Annotated in this window: 23 protein-coding genes and 1 pseudogene; 13 read left to right on the top strand and 11 right to left on the bottom strand. The window is 74.8% G+C overall.

The genetic code is table 11. From position 1 onward, the window contains the following. Positions 1–59: 59 nt before the first annotated feature. Positions 60–455: pseudogene (locus ABD350_RS25870) on the top strand (ATP-binding protein); the annotation flags it as partial. A gap of 6 nt (positions 456–461) precedes the next feature. On the opposite strand, the gene ABD350_RS25865 reads toward ABD350_RS25870, so the two are convergent. Both ABD350_RS25865 and ABD350_RS25860 read right to left on the bottom strand, forming a co-directional pair. After that, entirely contained in the window at positions 462–929 is a 468-nt protein-coding gene (locus ABD350_RS25865) for a GNAT family N-acetyltransferase (protein ID WP_344350763.1), read from the bottom strand. 29 nt (positions 930–958) lie between these two features. Beyond that, positions 959–1,885: a DUF3027 domain-containing protein gene (locus ABD350_RS25860; protein ID WP_344350761.1), complete on the bottom strand. Its 927-nt coding sequence runs from the start codon at positions 1,883–1,885 to the stop codon at positions 959–961. Between the two features lie 282 nt (positions 1,886–2,167). On the opposite strand from ABD350_RS25860, the gene ABD350_RS25855 reads away from it, so the two are divergent. The 4 genes from ABD350_RS25855 (at position 2,168) to ABD350_RS25840 (ending at position 5,741) form a co-directional block, all read left to right on the top strand. Then, positions 2,168–3,556, top strand: coding sequence for an MFS transporter (locus ABD350_RS25855; RefSeq protein WP_344350760.1), 1,389 nt, complete (start codon positions 2,168–2,170; stop codon positions 3,554–3,556). A gap of 91 nt (positions 3,557–3,647) precedes the next feature. Continuing rightward, a complete protein-coding gene (locus tag ABD350_RS25850) occupies positions 3,648–4,145 on the top strand; it encodes a DUF2771 domain-containing protein (protein WP_344350758.1) in 498 nt (165 codons plus the stop codon). Between the two features lie 11 nt (positions 4,146–4,156). Further along, the gene (locus ABD350_RS25845) at positions 4,157–4,867 is read left to right on the top strand and encodes a futalosine hydrolase (protein ID WP_344350757.1); all 711 of its coding nucleotides are present in this window, start codon (positions 4,157–4,159) and stop codon (positions 4,865–4,867) included. Beyond that, on the top strand, positions 4,854–5,741 hold the full coding sequence (locus ABD350_RS25840) for a 1,4-dihydroxy-6-naphtoate synthase (protein WP_344350756.1): 888 nt from the start codon (positions 4,854–4,856) through the stop codon (positions 5,739–5,741). Before ABD350_RS25845 ends, ABD350_RS25840 begins: the two co-directional genes overlap by 14 nt. Positions 5,742–5,757: 16 nt before the next feature. Here ABD350_RS25840 and ABD350_RS25835 read toward each other — a convergent pair whose 3' ends face one another. Continuing rightward, entirely contained in the window at positions 5,758–6,141 is a 384-nt protein-coding gene (locus tag ABD350_RS25835) for a cold-shock protein (RefSeq protein WP_189992406.1), read from the bottom strand. Positions 6,142–6,306: 165 nt separating this feature from the next. Here ABD350_RS25835 and ABD350_RS25830 point away from each other — a divergent pair, with 165 nt between their 5' ends. Beyond that, a complete protein-coding gene (locus ABD350_RS25830; RefSeq protein ID WP_344350755.1) occupies positions 6,307–6,570 on the top strand; it encodes a hypothetical protein in 264 nt (87 codons plus the stop codon). Here the strand turns inward: ABD350_RS25830 and ABD350_RS25825 are convergent. After that, a complete protein-coding gene (locus ABD350_RS25825; RefSeq protein WP_344350754.1) occupies positions 6,534–7,178 on the bottom strand; it encodes an HAD family hydrolase in 645 nt (214 codons plus the stop codon). The two genes, ABD350_RS25830 and ABD350_RS25825, sit on opposite strands and share 37 nt — an antisense overlap. A gap of 138 nt (positions 7,179–7,316) precedes the next feature. Next, positions 7,317–8,369 carry a hypothetical protein gene (locus ABD350_RS25820; RefSeq protein ID WP_344350753.1) on the bottom strand — a complete coding sequence of 351 codons (1,053 nt, stop codon included), beginning with the start codon at positions 8,367–8,369 and terminating at the stop codon, positions 7,317–7,319. A 99-nt stretch (positions 8,370–8,468) separates the two neighbouring features. Here ABD350_RS25820 and ABD350_RS25815 point away from each other — a divergent pair, with 99 nt between their 5' ends. Continuing rightward, positions 8,469–11,321, top strand: a complete 2,853-nt coding sequence (locus ABD350_RS25815) for a helicase-associated domain-containing protein (protein ID WP_344350752.1) — start codon at positions 8,469–8,471, stop codon at positions 11,319–11,321. Positions 11,322–11,390: 69 nt separating this feature from the next. Here ABD350_RS25815 and ABD350_RS25810 read toward each other — a convergent pair whose 3' ends face one another. After that, positions 11,391–11,927, bottom strand: a complete 537-nt coding sequence (locus ABD350_RS25810) for a hypothetical protein (RefSeq protein ID WP_344350751.1) — start codon at positions 11,925–11,927, stop codon at positions 11,391–11,393. 139 nt (positions 11,928–12,066) lie between these two features. Between ABD350_RS25810 and ABD350_RS25805 the strand changes: the two genes are divergently transcribed. After that, entirely contained in the window at positions 12,067–13,716 is a 1,650-nt protein-coding gene (locus ABD350_RS25805; RefSeq protein ID WP_344350749.1) for a DNA repair helicase XPB, read from the top strand. Here ABD350_RS25805 and ABD350_RS25800 read toward each other — a convergent pair. Both ABD350_RS25800 and ABD350_RS25795 read right to left on the bottom strand, forming a co-directional pair. Further along, positions 13,668–14,816, bottom strand: coding sequence for a glycosyltransferase 87 family protein (locus tag ABD350_RS25800; protein WP_344350748.1), 1,149 nt, complete (start codon positions 14,814–14,816; stop codon positions 13,668–13,670). The genes ABD350_RS25805 and ABD350_RS25800 overlap by 49 nt on opposite strands. 18 nt (positions 14,817–14,834) lie before the next feature. Further along, positions 14,835–15,017 (bottom strand): hypothetical protein, encoded by a 183-nt coding sequence (locus ABD350_RS25795; RefSeq protein WP_344350747.1) that lies wholly within the window; start codon positions 15,015–15,017, stop codon positions 14,835–14,837. A gap of 331 nt (positions 15,018–15,348) precedes the next feature. On the opposite strand from ABD350_RS25795, the gene ABD350_RS25790 reads away from it, so the two are divergent. Continuing rightward, positions 15,349–17,403 carry a HelD family protein gene (locus ABD350_RS25790; protein ID WP_344350745.1) on the top strand — a complete coding sequence of 685 codons (2,055 nt, stop codon included), beginning with the start codon at positions 15,349–15,351 and terminating at the stop codon, positions 17,401–17,403. 42 nt (positions 17,404–17,445) lie between these two features. After that, positions 17,446–18,171, top strand: a complete 726-nt coding sequence (locus ABD350_RS25785) for an LppU/SCO3897 family protein (RefSeq protein WP_344350744.1) — start codon at positions 17,446–17,448, stop codon at positions 18,169–18,171. Here the strand turns inward: ABD350_RS25785 and ABD350_RS25780 are convergent. Continuing rightward, the gene (locus tag ABD350_RS25780) at positions 18,168–18,869 is read right to left on the bottom strand and encodes a copper homeostasis protein CutC (RefSeq protein WP_344350743.1); all 702 of its coding nucleotides are present in this window, start codon (positions 18,867–18,869) and stop codon (positions 18,168–18,170) included. The genes ABD350_RS25785 and ABD350_RS25780 overlap by 4 nt on opposite strands. A 172-nt stretch (positions 18,870–19,041) precedes the next feature. Between ABD350_RS25780 and ABD350_RS25775 the strand changes: the two genes are divergently transcribed. Further along, positions 19,042–19,686, top strand: a complete 645-nt coding sequence (locus tag ABD350_RS25775) for an HD domain-containing protein (RefSeq protein ID WP_344350742.1) — start codon at positions 19,042–19,044, stop codon at positions 19,684–19,686. 26 nt (positions 19,687–19,712) lie between these two features. Then, positions 19,713–20,816 (top strand): GNAT family N-acetyltransferase, encoded by a 1,104-nt coding sequence (locus ABD350_RS25770; protein WP_344350741.1) that lies wholly within the window; start codon positions 19,713–19,715, stop codon positions 20,814–20,816. Between the two features lie 17 nt (positions 20,817–20,833). Here the strand turns inward: ABD350_RS25770 and ABD350_RS25765 are convergent, their stop codons facing one another. Next, positions 20,834–21,109, bottom strand: coding sequence for a DUF4031 domain-containing protein (locus ABD350_RS25765; RefSeq protein ID WP_344350740.1), 276 nt, complete (start codon positions 21,107–21,109; stop codon positions 20,834–20,836). Further along, positions 21,106–21,489, bottom strand: coding sequence for a hypothetical protein (locus ABD350_RS25760; RefSeq protein ID WP_030779518.1), 384 nt, complete (start codon positions 21,487–21,489; stop codon positions 21,106–21,108). Before ABD350_RS25760 ends, ABD350_RS25765 begins: the two co-directional genes overlap by 4 nt. A 56-nt stretch (positions 21,490–21,545) precedes the next feature. On the opposite strand from ABD350_RS25760, the gene ABD350_RS25755 reads away from it, so the two are divergent. Further along, a complete protein-coding gene (locus tag ABD350_RS25755; protein ID WP_344350739.1) occupies positions 21,546–22,451 on the top strand; it encodes a MurR/RpiR family transcriptional regulator in 906 nt (301 codons plus the stop codon). Positions 22,452–22,470 lie beyond the last annotated feature (19 nt).

Below are 22,470 nucleotides of genomic sequence, written 5' to 3'. Positions count from 1 at the left end.
GACTCTACGCAACCGTTTCGTCACTCTTCAGTAGTGCCCGGGGCGGACACGCTGAGTATGTGAACCGCGAACCCCCCGCCCCTGTCCCGGCCTTCTCGGTACAGCTGTCCCCCACCCCGCGAGGCGCCCGTCTGGCCCGGCTGCTCGCCACGGAGCAACTCCGCTCCTGGGGGCTGCCCATGGACCCCGCCGCCCTGATCGTCGCGGAGCTGGCCGCCAACGCCGTCGTCCACGGCCGCGCGGCCGGCCGGGACTTCCGGCTGACGCTGTACCCCGTGGGGAACGTGCTGCGGATCGAGGTGACCGACACCCGGGGTGACCGGCTGCCGGAGCCGGTCCGTCCCGCACCGGACGCCGACTGTGGACGCGGGCTGCTGCTCGTGGACGCGTTCGCGGACCGCTGGGGCGCGGCGCCGGGGCCCGCGCCGCGCAAGACCGTGTGGGCCGAGGTGCGGGTCGGTTCAGAGGATGCGGCGGCGGTAGACCTGCCGGGAGCCGCCCTCCGGGCCGGGGCCCGCCGGCTCGGCCGGGGTGAAGCCGAGGCGCTCGTAGAACACACGCGCTCCGCCGGCCACCGCACCGGGGTGGTCCGCGCCGAACGTGACCACCTCGACGGTGGCCGGAGCGCGGACCCATCTGCGGAGCGCGTCCGACAGCAGCGCGCTCCCGACGCCCCGCCCCCGCGCCCCGTCCGAGACGACCAGCCAGTGCACGTGGTGGACCGGCGGGGCGGCGCCGAAGAGGAGGCCGCCCAGGAGGCCGGCGGAGGACTCCTCCGTCGCCACCAGCGCCGTACCCGTGCCGATGCTCCGCCGTACGGCCCGGGTGAAGCCGGGGTCCGCCACCATGGGCCCGAACCAGTGCTCCACCTGGGCCGCCAGCCCGAGGAAGCCGGCAAGGTCCTGTTCCCGCGCCGTTTCGATGATCACCGGGACAGTCTGGCAGCGGAGGCCGCCGTTCAGGAGTGGCCCAGCTCCGCCGTCTCGTCGTCGCCGGTCTCCGGCACCGAGCCGGAGTCACGGGCCGGGCGGAGCGGGAAGGGGTCGACCCGGGTCTCGTCGACGACCGGCGGGGCGGGCTGCGGAGGCCTGGGCATGACCGCCGCCTCCGAGTGGCCGCCGCAGCCGTAGGACAGGGAGACCACCCGGCCGTCCGCCGGCGAGAACTCGTTGGCGCAGACCCCGAAGGCCTGCCCGAGGGAGCCGCCGATGCGGGCGAGGAAGCCGCAGGACACGCAGGTGGCGGGCGCCGCCTGGGCCATGGGGGACTTGGGGCCGAACGCCTCCTCCCAGCGGTCGGCGGCGATGCGCAGGCCGTAGCGGGACAGCACCCGCGCGCGGCGCAGGCCCAACTCCTCGGCGACGGACGCGATCGTGCCCCGGGAGGGCGTCGTCGGCTGCGCGGCGGGGGTGCCGGGGGTGACGTCGGCGTCCTCCGCCTCGGCCAGTTCCCGCATCTCCTCGGAGACCACCGAGTTCGGCGGCGGCTCCTCCTCGCCGGTGTAGCCGGGCTCCAGGCGCAGGTCGTCCTGGTCGGTGGGGAGCAGGTCGCCGGGGCCGAGGTCGCCGGGGCGCAGGCGCTCGCTCCAGGGAACCCATTCGGGGGCGAGGAGGGCGTCGGGGCCGGGGAGGAGGACCACCTCGTCGAGCGTGACGATCCTGGCGCGCGAGGCGCGGGCGACCGTCACCGCCCAGCGCCAGCCCCGGTAGCCCAGCTCCTTGCACTCGAAGAAGTGCGTGACAACGCGGTCACCCTCCGACACCAGGCCCGTGTGCTCACCGATCACCCCGGGCGCGGCGGCCTCCTCGGCGGCGGCGCGGGCGAGGTCGACGGCCTCGGCGCACAGGCGGTCGGGGGTGCGGCTTCGCGTTGTCGCTGCGCTCACAGGTATCGCTTCTCTCCTACGCCGTCTCGTCGAGTGCGGCTGCCTCCGGCGGTTTCGCCTACGGAGCGGACCTGGGGACCGCATCGACGTCTGCATCCGCGCGCCCGGGCGCACCTCTGCCATCCATTCTGCGTTATGGCTGAGACAGGCACGCTACACCGGGCGGGATTCGTGCGTTTTCCCACCCGGGCCGTACACGGCCCCCACGCCGTCCACCGGTCCCGCACGCCGTGCGCCGCCGTCCGTGCCGTACCGCACTATCCGGCCCGGTCCCGGGGCACTATGAACGTCGTGGCAGCCACGGGCAAGGCGAGGGGGCGGGGCGGCGGTTCGGGCCGGGTGGGCGGGGCCGTCCGCGCGGTCGGCCGTGCCCTGCACTTCCCCGTCACCGGCACGGCGCGCGGCATCCGCAGGGCCACGCACGCGCACGGCGCGGGCGAGTCGGGCCTCGGCAAGCTGATCGAGCTGCACGCGGTCAACGGGGCCGGGGACGTCATGGTCACCGTGGCGCTCGCCTCGACCGTGTTCTTCTCCGTGCCCACCGACGAGGCGCGCGGCCGGGTCGCGCTGTATCTCGCCATCACCATGGCCCCGTTCACGGTGCTCGCCCCCGTCATCGGGCCACTCCTGGACCGGTTGCCGCACGGCCGGCGGGCCGCGATGGCGGGCGCGATGCTGGCGCGGGCGCTGCTCGCGCTGGTCGTCTCGGAGGCGGTGGCGAGCGGCGGACTGGAGCTGTATCCGGCCGCGCTGGGCGTGCTGGTGGCGTCCAAGGCGTACGGCGTGGTCCGCAGCGCCGTCGTGCCGAGACTGCTGCCCCGGGGGTTCTCGCTGGTGAAGGCCAACTCCCGGGTCACCCTCGCCGGTCTGCTGGCCACCGGTGCCGCCGCGCCGGCGGCGGCCGGGCTGCACGCGCTCGGCGACCCGTGGCCGCTGTACGGCGCCTTCGTGATCTTCGCTGCGGGGACGTTTCTGTCGTTCTCCCTGCCGCCCGGGGTGGACTCGGCCAAGGGCGAGCACACGGCGCTGCTCGCGTCCGGCCCCCGGCGCCCGTCCGAGGGGCGGGCCAGGCGGCCGGGGCTGCGCTCGGTCGGGCCCGCCGTCACCTACGCCCTCGGCGCCAACGCCTCCTTGCGCTGCCTGTCCGGCTTCCTGATCTTCTTCCTGGCCTTCCTGCTGCGCGAGCATCCGCTGGCCGGGCAGAGCGCGGCGGTCTCGCTGGGCATCGTGGGCGTCGCGGCGGGCACGGGCAACGCGCTGGGGACGGCCGTGGGCGCCTGGCTCAGGTCCCGCGCCCCGGAGATCATCATCGTGACCGTCGTCGCGGTGGTGCTCGGCGTGGCGGTGGTCGCCGGCCTGTTCTTCGGGGCGTTCCCGGTGGCCTGTCTCGCGGCGGTCGCCGGGTTCGCGCAGGCGCTGGGCAAGCTGGCGCTGGACGCGCTGATCCAGCGGGACGTGCCGGAGGCGGTGCGCAGCTCGGCGTTCGCCCGCTCGGAGACGCTGCTGCAGATGGCGTGGGTGTTCGGCGGCGCGGTCGGCATCGTGATGCCGCTGGACGGCACGCCGGGGCTGCTGGTCGGCGCCGTCTTCGTGGCCGCCGGCTGGCTGACCACCCTGCGCGGACTGCTCGCCTCGGCCCGGGGCGACGGCTGCCCGGCACGCGCGACCTGACGAACCGGCCGCCGGCACACGTGGCGTAACGAACCGGGCACGCCGTACCCCACGTGGGCGGACGGCTCCGGGCGCCCGATAGCCTTCGGCCATGACCACGCTGCAATCCGCTGTGCGACGCCGCCGCGCCGTCGCCGTTGCCGGCGCCGTTTCCGCCGGACTGCTCGTCCTGTCGGCCTGTGACAAGCCGACTCCCGTCGCGACGATCACCGTCGGCGGGAACTCGGTCACCTCCGAGGCCCTGTGCTACAACGACGGCGACAAGCTGTCCGCCGACTCGCTGAAGGACTGCGTCAAGAACTCCGACGACGTGAAGTCGATCGAGGTCGGCCAGGACGACACCGTCCGCATCGGCGTCGACCCGAAGATCGCGGACGAGGGCTGGATCATGCTGGTCAACGGCCGTCCGGTCACCGACGTCAGCACCCACACGTACCGCACGATCACGGGCAACGCCTTCTTCAGCGCCCAGTTCGGCACGCAGGGCGCGACCAACACGCTCACGATCCAGATGGGCGAGAAGGAGAACAAGGGCATGTGGTCCTTCAAGCTGAAGGACGCCGACGAGCAGAAGAAGGCCGAGGACTGACCACGCCCCCCGTGCGCGTGCTCGTCGCCACCGCGGTTCCCGTAGAGCGGGACGCGGTGGCGAGGGCGCTGCCCGGGCCGGCCGGGGAGGTACGGCTGCCGGGCGCGGCCTTGTGCCGTACCGGTACCGGCTGGGACCTGCTCGCCGCCGGTGTCGGACCGGCGCTCGCCGCCGCCTCCACCGCCGCCGCCCTGACCGCCGCCGCGCTGGCCGGCCGGCCCTACGGCCTGGTCGTCTCGGCCGGGATCGGCGGCGGCTTCCAGCCGGAGGCGCCCGTCGGTTCGCTCGTCGTCGCCGACGCGGTCACGGCGGCCGACTTGGGCGCCGAGACCGCCGACGGCTTCCTCCCGGTCACCGAACTCGGCTTCGGGACCGTCACCCACCGCCCGCCGGAATCAGCCGTACGAGTCGCCGCCGAGGCCCTCGGCGCCCGCACCGGCACCGTCCTGACCGTCTCCACGGTGACCGGCACCGCCGGCCGCGCCGCCGCCCTGCGGGCCCGGCATCCCGGCGCGCTCGCCGAGGGCATGGAGGGGTTCGGGGTGGCGGAGGCCGCCGCCGCGCACGGGGTGCCCGTTTTGGAGATCCGCGCCGTCTCCAACCCGGTGGGGCCCCGGGACCGCGCCGCCTGGCGCATCGGCGACGCCCTCGCCGCCCTCACCGAGGGCTTCGGGAAGCTCGCGCCCGCTTTGGAGAGTTGGAACCCACATGACCACCAGTGAGCAGCGGTCCCTGCCGATCGCGTACTCCCCCTGCCCGAACGACACCTTCGTCTTCGACGCCCTCGCCCACGGCCGGGTGCCCGGCGCGCCCGCGCTGGACGTGACGTTCGCCGACATCGACATCACCAACGGCATGGCCGAGCGCGGCGAGCTGGACGTGCTGAAGGTGTCGTACGCCGTGCTGCCGTACGTCCTCGACGAGTACGCGCTGCTGCCGTGCGGCGGCGCGCTGGGGCGGGGCTGCGGCCCGCTGGTGCTCACCCGGGAGCCGGGGGCCCAGGGCACCTCCCCCGCTTTCGGCAGCGGGGGGCTGACGGGCCGTACGGTCGCGGTGCCGAGCGAGAAGTCGACCGCCTACCTGCTGTTCCGGCTCTGGGCGGCGGACACCCTGCCCGGCGGGCTCGGCGAGATCGTGGTCATGCCGTTCCACGAGATCATGCCGGCCGTGCGCGACGGCAAGGTGGACGCGGGCCTGGTCATCCACGAGGCCCGGTTCACTTATCGGAATTACGGGCTGCACAAGCTCGCCGACCTGGGGGAGCACTGGGAGCGGACCACCGGGCTGCCGATCCCGCTCGGCGCGATCATCGCCCGGCGCTCGCTGGGCGCGGACACGCTCACCCGGCTGGCCGAATCGATCCGCACGTCCGTGCGGATGGCCTGGGACGACCCGGAGGCCTCCCGGCCGTACGTCATGGCGCACGCCCAGGAGATGGACCCGGCCGTCGCCGACCAGCACATCGGGCTGTACGTCAACGAGTTCACGGCCGACCTCGGCGAGGACGGCTACGCGGCGGTCCGGGGGCTGCTCACCCGGGCGGCGGCCGAGGGGCTGCTGCCGCCCCTCGGCCCGAAGGCCCTGGACTTCCCCTGAGGAAGACCGGACCGGGTCAGACGTCCAGCTGGTCGGCGACCGCGCGGAGCAGGCCGGCGATCTTCTTGCCGGAGGCCTTGTCCGGGTAACGGCCCTTCTCCAGCATCGGCGTGATGTTCTCGAGAAGGGTCGTCAAATCCTGCACGATCGACGCCAGCTCGTCCGGCTTCTTGCGCTGGGCGGCGGCGACCGACGGCGTCGGGTCGAGCACGTTCACCGACAGCGCCTGGTCACCGCGCTGACCGGCGACGACCCCGAACTCCACGCGCTGTCCCGGCTTGAGCGAATCGACTCCGGCGGGGAGAACCGAGGAATGGACGAAGACGTCACCGCCGTCGTCGCGGGAGAGAAAGCCGAAGCCCTTCTCGCTGTTGAACCACTTGACCTTGCCGGTAGGCACGTCTGTCCTCGTCCTCGTACTCGTTGGGAAAACTACTTCGGAAACGGCTCTTGATAGCACTAGAGCGGGTCGACCATGACCCGCCGATACCAAGGCTAATGGTCTTCGGGCGGGTGACAAGACGTCCCCCGGTTGTTCTCTCGCGCAGGGAACTACCCTGGTCCGGTGCGTGACAAAACCCAAGCGAATTCCGCCGCTCCCGGTGACCGACTGATCCGCGCCGGTGCCGTCGTCTTCTTCCTCGGGGCCGGGGCCACCCTCGTCACGGTGGCCCCGCTCTTCCTCGGGACGAAGCCTTTTCCGACCTACATGTTCGGTCTGAGCATGCTCATGGCCGTCGGATTCCTCATGGCCGGTGCCGGTGTGCTGCGCTCGGTCACCGCCGGCCGGCGTCAGGCGCGGGAGGTGGCCCCGGGCGCCTCGCGGTAGCCGTTCAGCCATTCCGGGAAGGCGTACAGATCGGCCAGGACGACGTCCGCGCCGGCCGCGGCCAGCTCCTCGGCCGGGCACGGTCCGGTCGCGACGGCGACCGAGAACGCCCCCGCGGCGCGGGCCCCGCGGACGTCTCCGATGTGATCGCCGACGTACACGGACGCGCCGTACTCGCGCAGCGCCTCCGCCTTCTGCTCGGCCCACAGATCGCCGACGACCACGTCCGGCTCGATGCCGAGGTGGGCCAGGTGCAGCTTGGCGTTCGGCTCGTACTTCGCCGTCACCACCATCGTCCGCCCGCCGGCCGCGCGCACCGCGTCGACCGCCTCCCGGGCGCCGGGCATCGCGGGCGTCGCGGCGATGGCTATGGAGGGGTACATCGCCCGGTACAGATCGGCCACCTCGGGCACCCGCTCCGGCGGGAACCAGTGGGCCAGCTCCTCCACGAGCGGCGGGCCGAGCCGGGTCACCGCGAGATCGGCGTCGACGAACGTGCCGGTGCGCTCCGCCAGGGCTCGGTAGCAGGCGCGGATGCCCGGACGGGAGTCGATGAGGGTCATGTCCAGGTCGAAACCGACGGTCAGGGTGGAGGCCATGGGGGACATTCTGCCGGGTGGGTCCGGAAGGAGGGGCCGGGCGGGTCCGGGTCCGGGGGCGCGGGGAACCGCGCGGAGGACCACGACGTGCCCGCGCCCGGACGAGGTGCCCGTGCCCGGACTCGGCCGCGGCCCCGGCCGGCGGCGCTACCCCTTCCGCTGGGAGCGCCACACCAGGTACAGCGCCGAGGCCACCGCCGCGCCCCGGACCACCCACGGCCAGGTGTCGCCGATCGCGTCGCTCATGTGGCCCTGGGGAATCGGGGTGCCCCAGCGGCCGTCGGTGCGGCCCCACAGCCACAGCAGGCCGGCCGCGACCGCCGCGCCCGGCAGGATCAGCACCGCCCACTTGGTCTCCGCCGGGGTCAGCCGCCGCGAGCCGTAGGCGATGGCCCAGCCGAGGAGCAGGGCGAACCAGTTGCCGAGGACGGCGCCGGCGACCAGCGCGGCGGCGGCCAGCAGCAGAAGGGGGTTGGACCAGCCGGACAGCGGCCCGCGCGCGGGAGCCCCGGCCGGGGCGGCCTTGCCCCGGGCCGGGAGCAGCCCGCGCAGCCGGCGGCGCGGCGCGGGCGCCGGCTCGGTCTCCACCGGAGCACCGGTCCCGGGCCCGTCCCCGGTCTCGGTCTCGGCGTCGGTCCCGGTCCCGGCGCGTCCCGGACCGGCCTCCCGCGCGGGGCGCTTGAGCAGGTCCGGGATCTCCACCCCGCCGACGAACCCCGGCACCGGGTCGGCGTCCGCCACCGGACCGCTCACCCGCCACCAGTCCGGCGGTGCCGTGCCGTCGCCGAGTTCGTGCGCGGGCGCGAGGTGCGGCGGGGCCGGGGCGGCCGGTGCCGCGGTCGGCTCGGGCTCGGCGGGGCGCGGGCGCGGTACGGCCCGGCGCAGCCCCTTCGGCCGCTCGGCCCGCGGTGCCCGCTCCTCGGCGGAGGGCTGGGCCGGTACGGCGGCGGCGGGCGGCTGCGGGGCGCCTGTGGTCGTACCCGCCGCCGTGACCACCTCCTCCGGGCTGCCCAGGCGGTCCAGGATGCGGCGGACGGCGGCGGGCGAGTCCACCGTCGCCTTCGCCCGGTGCCGGTCGATCTCGTTGCGCAGCTCCGAAACGAGCCGCATGCGCGTCGCCGACGGCAGCTGCCGCTGCTGGGCGATGTCACCGACGCGGCTCAGATACTCGTAGACGACCTGATCGCTCTCGATCCCCACGAAAACCCCTCCGGGGTGCGCCGACTGAAACCCCGGGAGGGACGGTACCGCTTCCCGGTGGATGCCCTCGGCATATGGTTGTCCGCTACCGTTGACCGGATGAGCCCCGAGGCCCACTCCGCCCCCCGGTCCCTCGCGGAGGCACTGCGCGCGCGGGACGACTCCTCCCTCGCCGCGCTGCTGCGCAGCCGCCCGGACCTCGTCACCCCCGTGCCCGGCGATCTCACCCAGCTCGCCACCCGCGCCGGCACCCGTGCGTCGGTGCTGCGCGCCCTGGAGCGGCTGGACCGGTTCGCGCTCCAGACGGCGGAGGCGCTGGCCGTCGCCCCGGACCCGGCGTCGTACGACACCCTGCTCGGGCTGATGGCCGGGGACGCGGGCGATGCGGCCGTGGCCGGCGCGCTGCCGCGGGCCCTGGGCACCCTGCGCGAACAGGCGCTGGTGTGGGGCGGGGACGACCGGCTGCGGCTGGTGCGGACCGCCCGCGAGGTCCTGGCCCCCGCACCGCAGCACCCGTCCCCGACCGGGCTCGGGCCGACCGTGCAGGAGGCCACCTCCGGCATGTCCCCCGGACGGATCCAGGAGATCGTGACGACGGCCGGGCTGCCGTCGACGCACGACTCGGTGTCCGCCGTGGCCGCGCTGACCGACCTGTTCACCCACCGCAAGAAGCTGGCCAGGCTGCTCGCCCAGGCCCCGGAAGCCGCCCGCGAGGTGCTGTCCCGGCTGGTGTGGGGACCGCCGTACGGGCAGGTCACCGCGGATCCGGCGGCGCATCTGCGCTGGCTGCTGGACCGGGGCCTGCTGCTGCCGACCACGCCCGGCACGGTCGTGCTCCCCCGCGAGGTCGCGCTGCACCTGCGCGAGGGCCGCGCCCACCGGGCCCCCGAGCCGCTGCCGCCCGCCGTGGTGCCGGCCGCGACACACGGCCCGCGGGTGGTGGACGCCACCGCGGCCGGGCAGGCGTACACCGCGCTGGCCACGGTGGAGGAGCTGCTGAAGGAGTGGGACGAGGGCGGCCCGGCCGTGCTGCGGGCGGGCGGGCTCAGCGTCCGCGACCTGAAGCGGACGGCCGTGGCCCTGGACGTCTCCGAGCCGGTCGCCGCCTTCTGGGTGGAACTGGCGTACGCGGCCGGCCTGATCGCCTCCGACGGCGAGGCCGACGAACGGTACGCGGCCACCCCCGCCTACGACGAGTGGCTGGAGCAGCCGCCGGCCGAGCGCTGGGTCCGGCTCGCCCAGGCGTGGCTGGCGGCCACCCGGACGCCGGGGCTGGTCGGCGGCCGGGACGCCAAGGACCGGACGCTGTCGGCGCTCGGCCCGGGACTCGACCGGTCCGCCGCGCCCGAGGTACGGCACCGGGTGCTGTCCCTGCTGGCCGGGCTGGTCCCGGGCGCCGCCCCGGACGCCGAGTCGGTGCTGGCCCGGCTGCGCTGGGAGCGTCCGCTGCGGGGCGGCCGACGGGACGGCGAGGAGGACCTGCGGTCCCGGCTGGCCCGCTGGACCCTGTCGGAGGCGGAACTGCTGGGCCTGACCGGCCGGGGCGCCCTCTCCTCCCACGGGCGCGCCCTGCTGGGGGCGCCCCCCGCGGCCGGCTCCGGCCCCTCGACGGCCGGGACGCGGGGAACGGGGTCCTCGACAGGCGGCGGACACGGCACGGATGCCTCGCGGGCCGACGCCGTCGGCGGCCGGGGGCCCGGCGCACGGGGGACCACCGCCGTCCCCCAGGCCACCGGCGCCGCACAAGCCACCGCCGCCACCGAATCCATCGGCGCCACCGAAGCCATCGGCGCCACGGAGGCCCCCGGCACCACGGAGGCCCCCGGGTCCGCGGGCACCCGCACGACCGGTGGCGTCCCGTCGGCCGCCGCGGCCACGGCCGGGACCGGCTCCCCCGCCCCCGCCCTGCCCGCCTCCGCCCTGCCCGCCGCCGGTGGTCCCGGGGACAAGCTCCCCGTGCACCGCCACCGGGTCCCCGACCGGCTCGTGCCGCTCTCCGGGCCCGAGCAGGCCGTCGCGGGGGCCGCCGCCGCGCGGCTGCTCGCGCCGCTGCTGCCCGAGCCCCTGGACCACGTGCTGCTCCAGGCCGACCTGACGGCGGTCGCCCCCGGCCCGCTGCGGCGCCCGCTCGCGGACATGCTGGGCGTGCTCGCGGACGTGGAGTCCAAGGGCGGGGCGACCGTGTACCGGTTCACCCCGGCGTCCGTGCGCCGGGCCCTGGACGCCGGCCGGACCGCCGCCGACCTGCACGCCTTTCTCGCCGAGCACTCCCGCACCCCGGTGCCGCAGCCGCTCGCCTACCTGATCGACGACGTGGCCCGCAGACACGGGCATCTGCGGGTCGGCGCCGCCTCGGCGTACGTCCGCTGCGACGACGACGCGCTGCTGAACGAGATCCTCGCCGACAAGCGCGCCGCCGCCCTGCGGCTGCGCCGCCTCGCCCCGACCGTGCTGGCCGCGCCGACCGACCCGGCGTCGCTGCTGGAGGGGCTGCGCGCGATGGGATACGCGCCGGCCGCCGAGTCCGCCGAGGGTGATGTGCTGATCGCCCGCGCCCACGCGCACCGGACCCCGCCGCGCGCCGCGCCCGAGCCGGTGCCGGACGGGCCGCCGCCGCCCGACGCCACGCTGCTCGCGGCGGCGGTCCGCGCGATCAGGGCCGGTGACCTGGCCGCCACCACCCCGCGCAAGCCCGTCGGCGAGCCCCTGGCGAGCGGCGAGCTGCCCCGCACCTCCTCCGCCGAGACCCTGGCCACCATGCAGGCCGCCGTGCTGACCGGCGACTCGCTGTGGATCGGCTACGTCAACGCCGAGGGTGCCGCCAGCCAGCGGGTCGTCTCCCCGGTCCGGGTGGAGGGCGGCTTCGTCACGGCCTACGACCACACGGCGGACGAGATCCGCACCTACCCGCTGCACCGGATCACAGGGGTGGCCGAACTCGCGGAGGACTGACCCCGGCCCCGGCCGACGGCCCGCCCGCGCCGGCATCCCGCGGCCGGTGCACCCGGCAGTCCCCCCGGCTCAGCAGGCCCCGACCGGGGCGTCCGCTCGCAGGCCGTAGCGGGCGCGGGCCGCGTTCTCCAGGGGGGTGGACGACATCTCGTCGCGCAGGGCGAGGGTGCGGCGGCCGAAGTGGGACTCGGTCCAGGCCGCGTTGCCCGCGCCGTCGGGGGCCCGCTCGCGCGAGACCACCCGGTAGCGGCCGTCGGCGGCCCGCGCCAGCCGCAGCACCTGCGGAACGTGTCCGCCGCCGCACTCCACCAGGCCGCCGTCGCGCACCCCGTACTCGACGCACAGCGTGTCGACGCCCGCCCGCACCTCGTCCCCGTGCCGCTCCAGGCCGACCGGTTCGGCCCGGCAGAACCAGTGCGCGTCCAGCGCGGGCACCTCCTCGCCGTACCCGCTGCCCCGCTGCTCCGCCGCGAGCCGGGCCTCGATCACCGGCCGGACCTCCGCCCACAGCCGGGCATCGACCTGCCCCGGCCGCATGGCCCAGACGCCGCTGCCCACCAGCACCACCACGGCCCCCGCGCCGGTAACCCACCTGACCGCCGTCATCCCACGCCCTCCCCTCGTTCCCCGCCGCAGGTGTAGACCCGCGGACCCGGGGCGGGGTTGCATAGTGCACGGCCTCCGGACAAACCCGCTCGATGAGGCACACTGGACGTTTGGCCGTTGTGGAAAGGGTGTGCCGCGCGTGAATGGTCCACTGATCGTCCAGTCCGACAAGACCCTGCTGCTGGAAGTCGACCACGAGCGGGCCGACGCCTGCCGCCGGGCCATCGCGCCCTTCGCCGAGCTGGAGCGGGCGCCCGAGCACATCCACACCTACCGGGTCACCCCGCTCGGCCTGTGGAACGCGCGCGCCGCCGGACACGACGCCGAGCAGGTCGTGGACGCCCTGGTGGAGTTCAGCCGCTACCCCGTCCCGCACGCGCTGCTCGTGGACATCGCCGAGACGATGGACCGCTACGGCCGGCTCACCCTCACCAAGCACCCCGCGCACGGACTCGTCCTGACCACCACCGACCGGCCGGTGCTGGAGGAGGTGCTGAAGTCCAAGCGGATCGCCCCGCTGGTCGGCGCCCGCATCGACCCGGACACGGTCGCCGTGCACCCCTCCGAGCGCGGGCAGATCAAGCAGACGCTGCTGAAGCTGGGCTGGCCCGCCGAGGACCTCGCCGGGTACGTCGACGGCGAGGCGCACCCGATCGAGCTGCTGGAGGACGGCTGGGCGCTGCGCCCCTACCAGAAGCAGGCCGTGGAGAACTTCTGGCACGGCGGCAGCGGCGTGGTCGTCCTGCCCTGCGGCGCCGGGAAGACACTGGTCGGCGCCGGGTCGATGGCCCAGGCGAAGTCGACCACGCTGATCCTCGTCACCAACACCGTCTCCGCCCGGCAGTGGAAGCACGAGCTGGTGAAGCGGACCTCGCTGACCGAGGAGGAGATCGGCGAGTACAGCGGCACCAGGAAGGAGATCCGGCCGGTCACCATCGCCACCTACCAGGTGCTGACGACCAGGCGGAAGGGCGTCTACCCGCACCTGGAGCTGTTCGACTCCCGGGACTGGGGGCTGATCGTCTACGACGAGGTGCACCTGCTGCCCGCGCCCGTCTTCAAGTTCACCGCCGACCTCCAGGCGCGCCGCCGGCTGGGGCTGACGGCCACCCTGGTGCGCGAGGACGGCCGGGAGTCGGACGTGTTCTCCCTCATCGGTCCCAAGCGGTTCGACGCGCCGTGGAAGGAGATCGAGGCGCAGGGCTACATCGCGCCCGCCGACTGTGTCGAGGTCCGGGTGAACCTGACCGACTCCGAGCGGCTGGCGTACGCGACGGCCGAGGCGGAGGAGAAGTACCGCTTCTGCGCGACCACCGCGACCAAGCGGAAGGTCACCGAGGCGATCGTCCGCCGGTTCGCGGGGCAGCAGATCCTGGTCATCGGCCAGTACATCGACCAGCTGGACGAGCTGGGCGAGCATCTGAACGCTCCCGTCATCAAGGGTGAGACCTCCAACGCCCAGCGCGAGAAGCTCTTCGACGCCTTCCGGGAGGGCGAGATCAGCGTGCTGGTGGTGTCGAAGGTCGCGAACTTCTCCATCGACCTGCCCGAGGCCACGGTCGCCATCCAGGTGTCCGGCACCTTCGGTTCCCGGCAGGAGGAGGCCCAGCGGCTCGGCCGGGTGCTGCGCCCCAAGGCCGACGGCCATCAGGCGCACTTCTACTCGGTGGTCGCCCGCGACACCCTCGACCAGGACTTCGCCGCGCACCGGCAGCGGTTCCTGGCCGAGCAGGGCTACGCCTACCGGATCGTGGACGCCGACGAGATCCTGGCGGAGGGCGCGGCCTGACGCGGCGGGCGGCGCGCCAGAGCCGCCCCCGCCAGCAGGGCCAGCACCAGCAGCGGGTACGGGGACGCCGCCGGCTGCTGCCACCACGGCAGGTGCAGGTCCCGCTCGCCCGCGTGCGGGACGAGCCACAGGGTGCGGGCGGTGAAGACCGCCGCCGTGGCGGCCGCCGCCCACCGGCGGCCGTCCCCGAGCAGCACCGCGAGCAGCGGCACGCACCACACCCAGTGGTGGGACCAGCTGATCGGGCAGACCAGCAGGGCCGTGCACGCGGTGAGCAGGATGCCGTGCCGCTCCTGCCGGGCGCGGGCCGCGAGCCACAGGCCGGCGGCACCGGCGGCCAGCGCCGGCAGCACCCAGGCGAGGCCCGGGGCGGGGTCGCCGAGCAGCCGTGCGATCAGTCCCTGGAGGGACTGGTTGTCCACGATCCAGGCCTTGCCGACCCGGCCGGTCTCCCACAGCCGCCGGCTCCAGAAGGAGACGGTCGCCGAGGGCAGCAGTACGGCGCCCAGCGCGACCGTCCCCGTGAAGGCCGCGAGCGCGGTCGCCGCCTCCCGTATCCGGCCGCGCAGCAGCAGCCAGGCCAGGAACACGGCCGGGGTGAGCTTGATCCCGGCGGCGATCCCGAGGGCCGCTCCCGTCCACCGGGCACCCGGGGGCCGGGTCAGGTCCCACAGGGTCAGGCAGGCGACGGCCAGGTTGACCTGGCCGAACAGCAGGGTCTGGAAGACCGGTTCGAGCCAGAGGGCGAGGGCGGTGGCGGCGCAGACCAGGGGCGGGGCCGGGGTGCGCCGGGCCAGGCGGGCGGACAGGACGACGAGGGCGGCGAGCAGGAGCACGTTGCCCGCGAGGAACGCGGTCTTCAGGACGGGAACGGGGAGCCAGGCCGCCGGCACGAACAGGATGGCCGCGAAGGGCGGGTAGGTCGCGGGCAGCCGCCACTCGGTGACGGTGAAGCCGTAGAGGTCGGTGCCGTGGGCCACGGCGGCGCCCTCGGCGCGGTAGACGAGGAGGTCGGCCATGGGCGCGCCGCGCAGGGCGCAGAGCGTGCCGAGGGAGGCGAGGGAGAGGGCGAGCAGGAGCAGGGCCGTCCGTTTCCGCACGGAGCCGACCCTATGTGGTCATCTGCGGTGTACGCCCGCCTCCTCGCCGTACTCGCCGAGGATGACGACGCCGAACGCGGCCTCGGCGAAGACCTTGACGGCGCGCAGGGCGTTGCCCGGCGGGTGGTGGCGGGTGCCGTCCAGGGCGGTGGCGCCGGACGGCGGCCGGAAGGGGGCGGGAGTGACGGTCGCTGCGCTCATGCCTCCATGGTGGATCGCCGGGCATCCCCGGCGCATCGGCCTCGGGTCCGGTACCAGGCCGCCGCGCGTAGGCCCCTGGGTGGACGCGCCCCCGAGGCCGGACGTCCCGTATCCCCTAGGGGACCCGGGGACGGAATGACAGGGCCGGGGCAGTCGGGGAAGCCGGGGGGCGGGTCGGCAGCGGCCGCGTCCGGTAAATCGTTGGACGTTTTCCGGGGCCCCGCCTAAGATCTCCGCCCTTGCCCGCCTCCCTCCACGGAGTGCCGCCGTCCGGACGGGAACCGGACGGCAACGTCGTAGCCCAAGCAGCAGGCCCACCGGAGGCACCCCCTTGTCCACGCCAGCCCACGACCCGCTCGACGACCCCCTGGCCCGGGAGCGCGCCCACCTCGCCGCGTCCCGTGCCGCCCTGCGCGCCATGCGCGAGGACGTGGAGGCGCTCGACATCCGCGACGTCGCCGCGAACTGGGTCAACGCCCAAGTCCTCACCCGCCAGATCGACGAGCGCATCAAGGCGCTGGCCGACCTCAGCGACACCCCGCTGTTCTTCGGCCGCCTGGACTACCTGCGCGCGCCGGGCGCCGAGCAGGCCGAGGGGGCCGAGGGCGAGCGGTTCTACATCGGTCGGCGGCATGTGCACGACGCCGGCGGCGACCCCATGGTCGTCGACTGGCGCGCACCGGTGTCCCAGCCGTTCTACCGGGCGTCGAAGAAGAACCCCATGGACGTCGGGCTGCGCCGCCGCTTCGGCTACACCGGCGGCGACCTGACCGCGTACGAGGACGAGCACCTGTCCGACCCGGCTCAGGCCGCCACCGCCAGCAAGCTGCTCCAGCAGGAGATCGAACGGCCGCGCGTGGGGCCGATGCGGGACATCGTCGCCACCATCCAGCCGGAGCAGGACGAGATCGTCCGGTCCGGCCTGGCCGGGACGGTCTGTGTGCAGGGCGGTCCGGGCACCGGGAAGACCGCCGTCGGCCTGCACCGGGTGGCGTATCTGCTCTACGCCCACCGGGAGCGGCTGGCCCGCACCGGCACCCTGGTCATCGGGCCGAACCGGTCCTTCCTGCACTACATCGAGCAGGTGCTGCCCGCGCTGGGCGAGCTGACCGTGCGGCAGGCGACGGTGGACGATCTGGTCGCCCATGTGGAGGTGCGCGGCACGGACGAGGCCGCCGCCGCGATCGTCAAGGGCGACGCCCGGATGGCCGAGGTGCTCCGGCGGGCCCTGTACGCGCACGTGACCCCGCCCACCGAGCCGGTCGTCGTCGTGCGCGGCTCCCGGCGGTGGCGGATCCCCGCGTACGAACTGGAGGAGATCGTCGGCGAGTTGCTGGCCCGGGACATCCGGTACGGCGCGGCCCGGGAGGCGCTGCCGCAGCGGATCGCGCACGCGGTGCTGGTCCGGATGGAGCAGGCCGGGGAGGCCCCGGACGACCGGGTGCAGGACGCGGTGGCCCGCAACAGCGCGGTGAAGGCGGCCGTCAAGGAGATCTGGCCGGCCGTGGACCCGGCGAAGCTGGTGCTGCGGCTGCTGTCGGACGCGGAGTACCTCGCCGAGCACGCCGCGGGGATCCTGGACGAGGACGAGCAGAAGACGATCCTGTGGGCCAGGCCGGCGCGCAGCGTGAAGTCGGCCAAGTGGTCGGCGGCGGACGCGGTGCTGATCGACGAGGCGGCCGATCTGATCCAGCGCACCCACTCGCTGGGGCACGTGGTGCTGGACGAGGCGCAGGATCTGTCCCCCATGCAGTACCGGGCCGTCGGCCGCCGCTGCACCACCGGCAGCGCCACCGTGCTGGGCGACCTGGCGCAGGGCACGACCCCGTGGGCGACCCGCAGCTGGGCGGAGGCGCTCGCGCACCTGGGTAAGCCCGAGGGGGCGGTGGAGGAGCTGACGGCCGGTTTCCGCGTGCCGACGGACGTCATCGCGTACGCCTCCCGGCTGCTGCCGCACATCGCGCCCGGCCTCACCCCGGTCGCCTCGGTCCGGGAGAACCCCGGCTTCTTCGAGGTCCGTGCGGCGACCGGGGCGGCCGATGTGGTCGACGCCTGCGCGCAGTTGCTGCGCAACGAGGGCTCGACGGGCCTGATCGCCGCCGACGCCCGGATCCCGGTGCTGGCCGAGGCGCTGGAGAAGGCCGGTATCGCCTATCTGGCGCCCGGTGAGGAGACCACCCGCGAGACCCGGCTGACCCTGGTCCCGGCCTCGCTCGCCAAGGGTCTGGAGTACGACTACGTGGTGCTGGACGAGCCGCGGGCCGTGGTGGACGGCGAGCCGGACGAACGCACCGGGCTGCGGCGGCTGTACGTGGCGCTGACCCGGGCCGTGTCGGGCCTGATCGTGACGCACGCGGCGCCGCTGCCCGCGCAGCTCGCCGAGTAGGGTGCTGAGCCGTTCCGGCATGTCCCCCTGGAAAGGCCACCGTTGAGCACGCCGTATCCCCACTCCTCGCACTCCCCGTATCCCGCCCACCCCTACCGGCAGCCCGGGGCGCCGTACCCGCCCGTGGCCGGGCCGGCGTGCGAGGTGTGCGGGGCGCTGCCCGCCGCGCCGGTGACGGTGCGCGGTCACCAGGGCATGGTGGTGGTCATGCGGTTCCTGCGCAGGCGGGGGACGCTGTGCCGCACCTGCGCGCTGGCCGTGTTCCGGCGGATGCAGCGGGACACCCTGGTGCGGGGCTGGTGGGGGCCGCTGTCGCTGCTGGTCACGCCGGTCACCCTGCTGCGCAACCTCGGTGCGCTGGCCGGGATCCGGAAGCTGCCGGCACCGGCCACGGCCGCCTGGCGCCCGCCGCTGGACCCCGGCCGCCCGCTGCTGCGGCGGCCGGCCGTGCTGCTCCCGCTCGCCGTCCTGGCCGCGCTGGTGGTCGCCGTACCCGTCCTGATCGCGGCCGGCGGCACCGAGGAGCCGTCCCGGGTGCGCTTCCAGCCCCGGAAGAACACCGAGCCGCTGTCGGTCGGGGCGTGCGCGCACAACGACCGCGAGTGGCCCCACCAGGACCTCAGGAACGTGCCCTGCGACTCGCCGGACGCCCAGTACCTGGTCACCGAGCAGCACAACGGGTACTGCGCGGACGGCGACTACTACGCCTACCTCCAGTACAGCGCGAACGGCGCGACCCCGCTGTGCCTGCACCCGGTGCGTGACTAGGCCGCGTCGTCGCCGTCCAGCGCGGTGCGCCACCGGGCGACCACGTCCGCCGAGACCGGCCCCTGCCAGCCGGCGGGGCGGGCCGCGCCGCCGATGTGGAACGCCTCGATCCCGCCCTCGCGGAGCCGGGGCACGTGGTCGAGGCGCAGGCCGCCGCCGACCATGATCTGCTGCTCGTAGCCCGGGCCGCCGCCCTGCGCGGCCTCGGCGAGCAGCGTGGGCAGGCCGTCGTCCACGCCGGAGGCGGCGCCCGCGGTGAGGTAGGTGTCCAGGCCGGGCAGGTCGGCGAGCTGCTTGCGCAGGGCGTCCCGGTCGGCGGCCCGGTCGATCGCCCGGTGGAAGGTCCACGGGCAGCCGTGGAGCGCGTCGACGACCCGCTCCACGGCGGCCATGTCGGCGCCGCCGTCCTCGGCGAGGAAGCCGAGCACGAACTGGTCGGCGCCGGCCTCCCGCAGCTCGCCGGCCAGGCCGACCAGCCGGTCCAGGTCCCCGGCCGCGAAGCCGTCCGCGACGCGGAGCATCACGCGCAGGTCGATGTCGACGGCGGCGCGGATCGCGGCGACGGTGGCGGGCGCGGGGGTGAGCCCGTCGGCCGCCATCTCGGTGACCAGCTCCAGCCGGTCCGCGCCTCCGGCCTGGGCGGCGACCGCGTCCTCACGGTCGAGGGCGATCACCTCCAGGACTGCACGCTTGCTCATGGCACCCCATTCATCGGCATTCGTCGGGCATTCGTCGGGCGACTACAGGTCTAGTCCAATTCAAGAGTATGCCCGTCCCCGAGCGCCACCCGTACGAACGGGGGCCAGCCGTACGAAGGGGACGGCTCGTGGCGGACGACGGGCGGCTTCCAGGGCACGGAACAATGGAGCCATGGCCGACCTCGACGCCCTGCGCCTCCGCTTCGCCCGCGCCCTGGAAGTCGCCCGCGCCCCCGGCGGCGGCCCCGACCCCGCCCCGTACGCCGACAACCTGCTCGCCCGCTGGCAGGAGCCGCAGCGCCACTACCACACCGTGGCGCACCTCACCGCCGTACTCGACCACGTCGAGACGCTGGAGCGGTACGCGGCCAACCCGGACGTGGTGCGGCTGGCCGCCTGGTTCCACGACGCCGTCTACCTGCCGGAGCGGTCCGAGAACGAGGAGCGGTCCGCGCGGCTGGCCGAGCGCGCCCTGCCGGAGGCCGGCCTGCCGGACGCGAAGACGGCCGAGGTGGCCCGCCTGGTCCGGCTCACCGTCGGCCACGACCCGGCCGACGACGACCCCGACGGCCAGGTGCTGTGCGACGCCGACCTCGCGATCCTGGCCGCGCCCCCGTCCGGGTACGCCGCCTACACCGCCGGGATCCGCGAGGAGTACCGCTTCGTCCCCGGCGCCGCCTTCCGCGAAGGACGTTCGGCGGTGCTGCGCCAACTCCTCGGCCTGCCCCGCCTGTTCCACACCCCCTACGGCCGGGAGCACTGGGAGGCCACCGCCCGCTACAACCTCGCCTCCGAGCTGGAAATGCTGTCGACCTGAGGAAGGCCGCCGCCTAGGGTTCGCCCATGCGATCGATGAACGGCGATGACGTGACCGAGGCCGTCGCGGGCTGCCTCGCGGCCCTGCGCCCGGCGGTGGACCGCGACTGGACGGCCGTCCCGGCCGGGGGGCTGGAGTGGGACTGCCGCACCACCGCCGTGCACGTCGCCGACGACCTGGTGGCCTACGCCTCCAACCTGGTCGCACGCGCCCAGGACGGCTACGTGCCCTTCGCGCTGACCCCCGACAAGGGCACCGGCAACGCGGACCTGCTCCAGGTCGTCGAGGCGACCGGCGGCCTGCTGGCGGCGGCCGTCGACACCGCCCCGCCCGGGGTGCGCGCCTACCACCCCTACCCGTACGGCAGCGCCGACCGCGCGGGCTTCGCGGCGATGGGCGTCGCCGAGGTGCTGCTGCACACCCATGACATGGCCCGCGGCCTCGGCCTGCCCTACGAGCCCTCCGCGGACCTCGCCGAATCCGTCCTGGCCTGGATCTTCCCGCACGTCCAGCCGGGCCCCGAGCCCTGGCCGACCCTGCTGTGGGCCACCGGCCGCGGCGAACTGCCCGGCCGCGCCCCGGTCACCGAGTGGCGCTGGCGCAACAATCTCGTCGTCGCCACCGAGCGGTGCACCCTCACCGGCATCCGCCCGGCCGCCGCCCACGATCTGCGCCTCGGCGGCGACGGCGGCTTCGACTGGCTCGGCGGCGAGCCGTACACCGGCACCCAGCAGGCCGCCGGCCTGCTGGTGAAGGCGTACCAAGCGGGCGTGCACCGGCCGGAGTTCGGGGTCTTCGCCCTCGTCCGCAACGAGGACGGCCGCGCCCTCGGCGGCATCGGCTTCCACGGCGCCCCGGACGAGGAGGGCCGGGTGGAGATCGGCTACGACCTCGTCGAGGAGGCCCGCGGCCAGGGCTACGCCACCGAGGCGCTGCGCGCGCTGACCGAGTGGGCACTGGCCCGCGAGGACGTCGACCTGGTGCTGCTGGCCATCGAGCACGGCAACACCGCCTCCCAGCGCGTCGCGGCCCGCGCGGGCTTCGTCCGGGCGACCGTGGAGGAGGAACACACGGCCCACGACGAGCACGGCATGGAAACCGGGCTCGGGCTGTATCTGCGCCGCTCCTGACGCCGCCTTGCGCGGATCTACCCGCGCCGCGCCCGCAGCCCCTTGGGCCGGCGCAGCCCCGACTCCCGCAGCAGCCGGACCACTTCCCGGCTGCCGACCTCCACCGCGCCGGCCGCCACCGCGTCCGCGTACCGGTGCTCCGGGAGGTCGTAGTGGTCGCCGTCGAAGGCACGCCTCGGCAGGCTCAACCGGGCCGCGAAAGCGTGCAGTTCGTCGTACGACACGTCGCTGACCAGGTGTGACCACAGGCGGCCGTGGCCGGGCCAGGCGGGCGGGTCGACGTACAGGGTCACGACGAGACCGTTCCGCCGGTGGCCGAGCCGAGGGAGCCGACCGACGCGACCTTCACGCCCGCCTTGTGGCACACCCAGTGCGGGTCGGGGCCCAGTTCCGGTTCCACGTCCAGCGCGTGCGGGTCGCCGGAGCCGCACACCGGGCACAGCGGCCAGCGGCCGTACCGCTCCAGCAGCGCGTCCTGGACGTCCTGGGCGACCAGCCCGGCGACGAAGGCGGCGCCGTCCGGCCACTGCTCGACCCACCAGCGCCGCTGGGCGATGGACTCCTCCACCAGCGAGACCACGTCGGCCTCGGCGACCTCGCGCGCGACCAGGTCCGCGAGCACCAGGGCGCGGGCCGCGTGCAACGCCTGTTCCAGGGGGCTGATGGGGTCCATGCACCCCATTGTGCGCACTCTTGACCGGGACACCGAACCGAAAATATCTTTCATTCGTGACCCAGGACGTGAAGGAAATTTTCGGCAGTCCGGTCGGCTCCCTCGCCGCGAAGGTGCGTACGCTCGCCCCCTCCATGACCCGGTCCATGCAGCGGGTCGCCGAGGCCGTCGCCAACGACCCGGCCGGCTGCGCCGCCCTCACGGTCACCGGCCTCGCCGAACTCACCGGCACCAGCGAGGCCACCGTCGTGCGCACCGCGCGGCTGCTGGGCTACCCGGGCTACCGGGACCTGCGGCTCGCCCTGGCCGGACTCGCCGCCCAGCAGCAGTCCGGCCGCGCACCCGCGATCACCACCGACATCGCGGTGGACGACTCCCTGGACGACGTCGTCGCCAAGCTGGCCTACGAGGAGCAGCAGACCCTCGCCGACACGGCCGCCGGACTCGACACCGGGCAGCTCGGCGCGGCCGTCACCGCGCTGGTCGCGGCCCGGCGCACCGATGTGTACGGCGTGGGGGCGTCCGGGCTGGTCGCCCAGGACCTCACCCAGAAGCTGCTGCGGATAGGCCTCATAGCCCACGCGCACAGCGACCCGCATCTGGCGGTGACCAACGCCGTGCAGCTCCGTTCGGGTGATGTGGCGATCGCGATCACGCATTCCGGGACGACGGGGGACGTCATCGAGCCGCTGCGGGTCGCCTTCGAGCACGGGGCGACGACGGTGGCCGTCACCGGACGGCCCGACTCGCCGGTCACCCAGTACGCCGATCTCGTGCTGACCACGTCGACCTCGCGGGAGACGGAGCTGCGGCCCGCCGCGATGTCCTCCCGGACAAGCCAGTTGCTGGTGGTGGACTGTCTGTTCGTCGGGGTGGCGCAGCGGACGTACGAGACGGCGGCACCGGCGCTGGCCGCGTCCTACGAGGCGCTGGCGCACCGGCACCGGAGCGCTTCGCGATAGACCGTAGGGACAGCACGTC

It is taken from the genome of Streptomyces nogalater, from assembly GCF_039532885.1.
In the GTDB taxonomy this organism is placed as follows: Bacteria; Actinomycetota; Actinomycetes; order Streptomycetales; family Streptomycetaceae; genus Streptomyces; species Streptomyces nogalater.
This window is presented reverse-complemented; position numbering and strand designations above follow the sequence as displayed.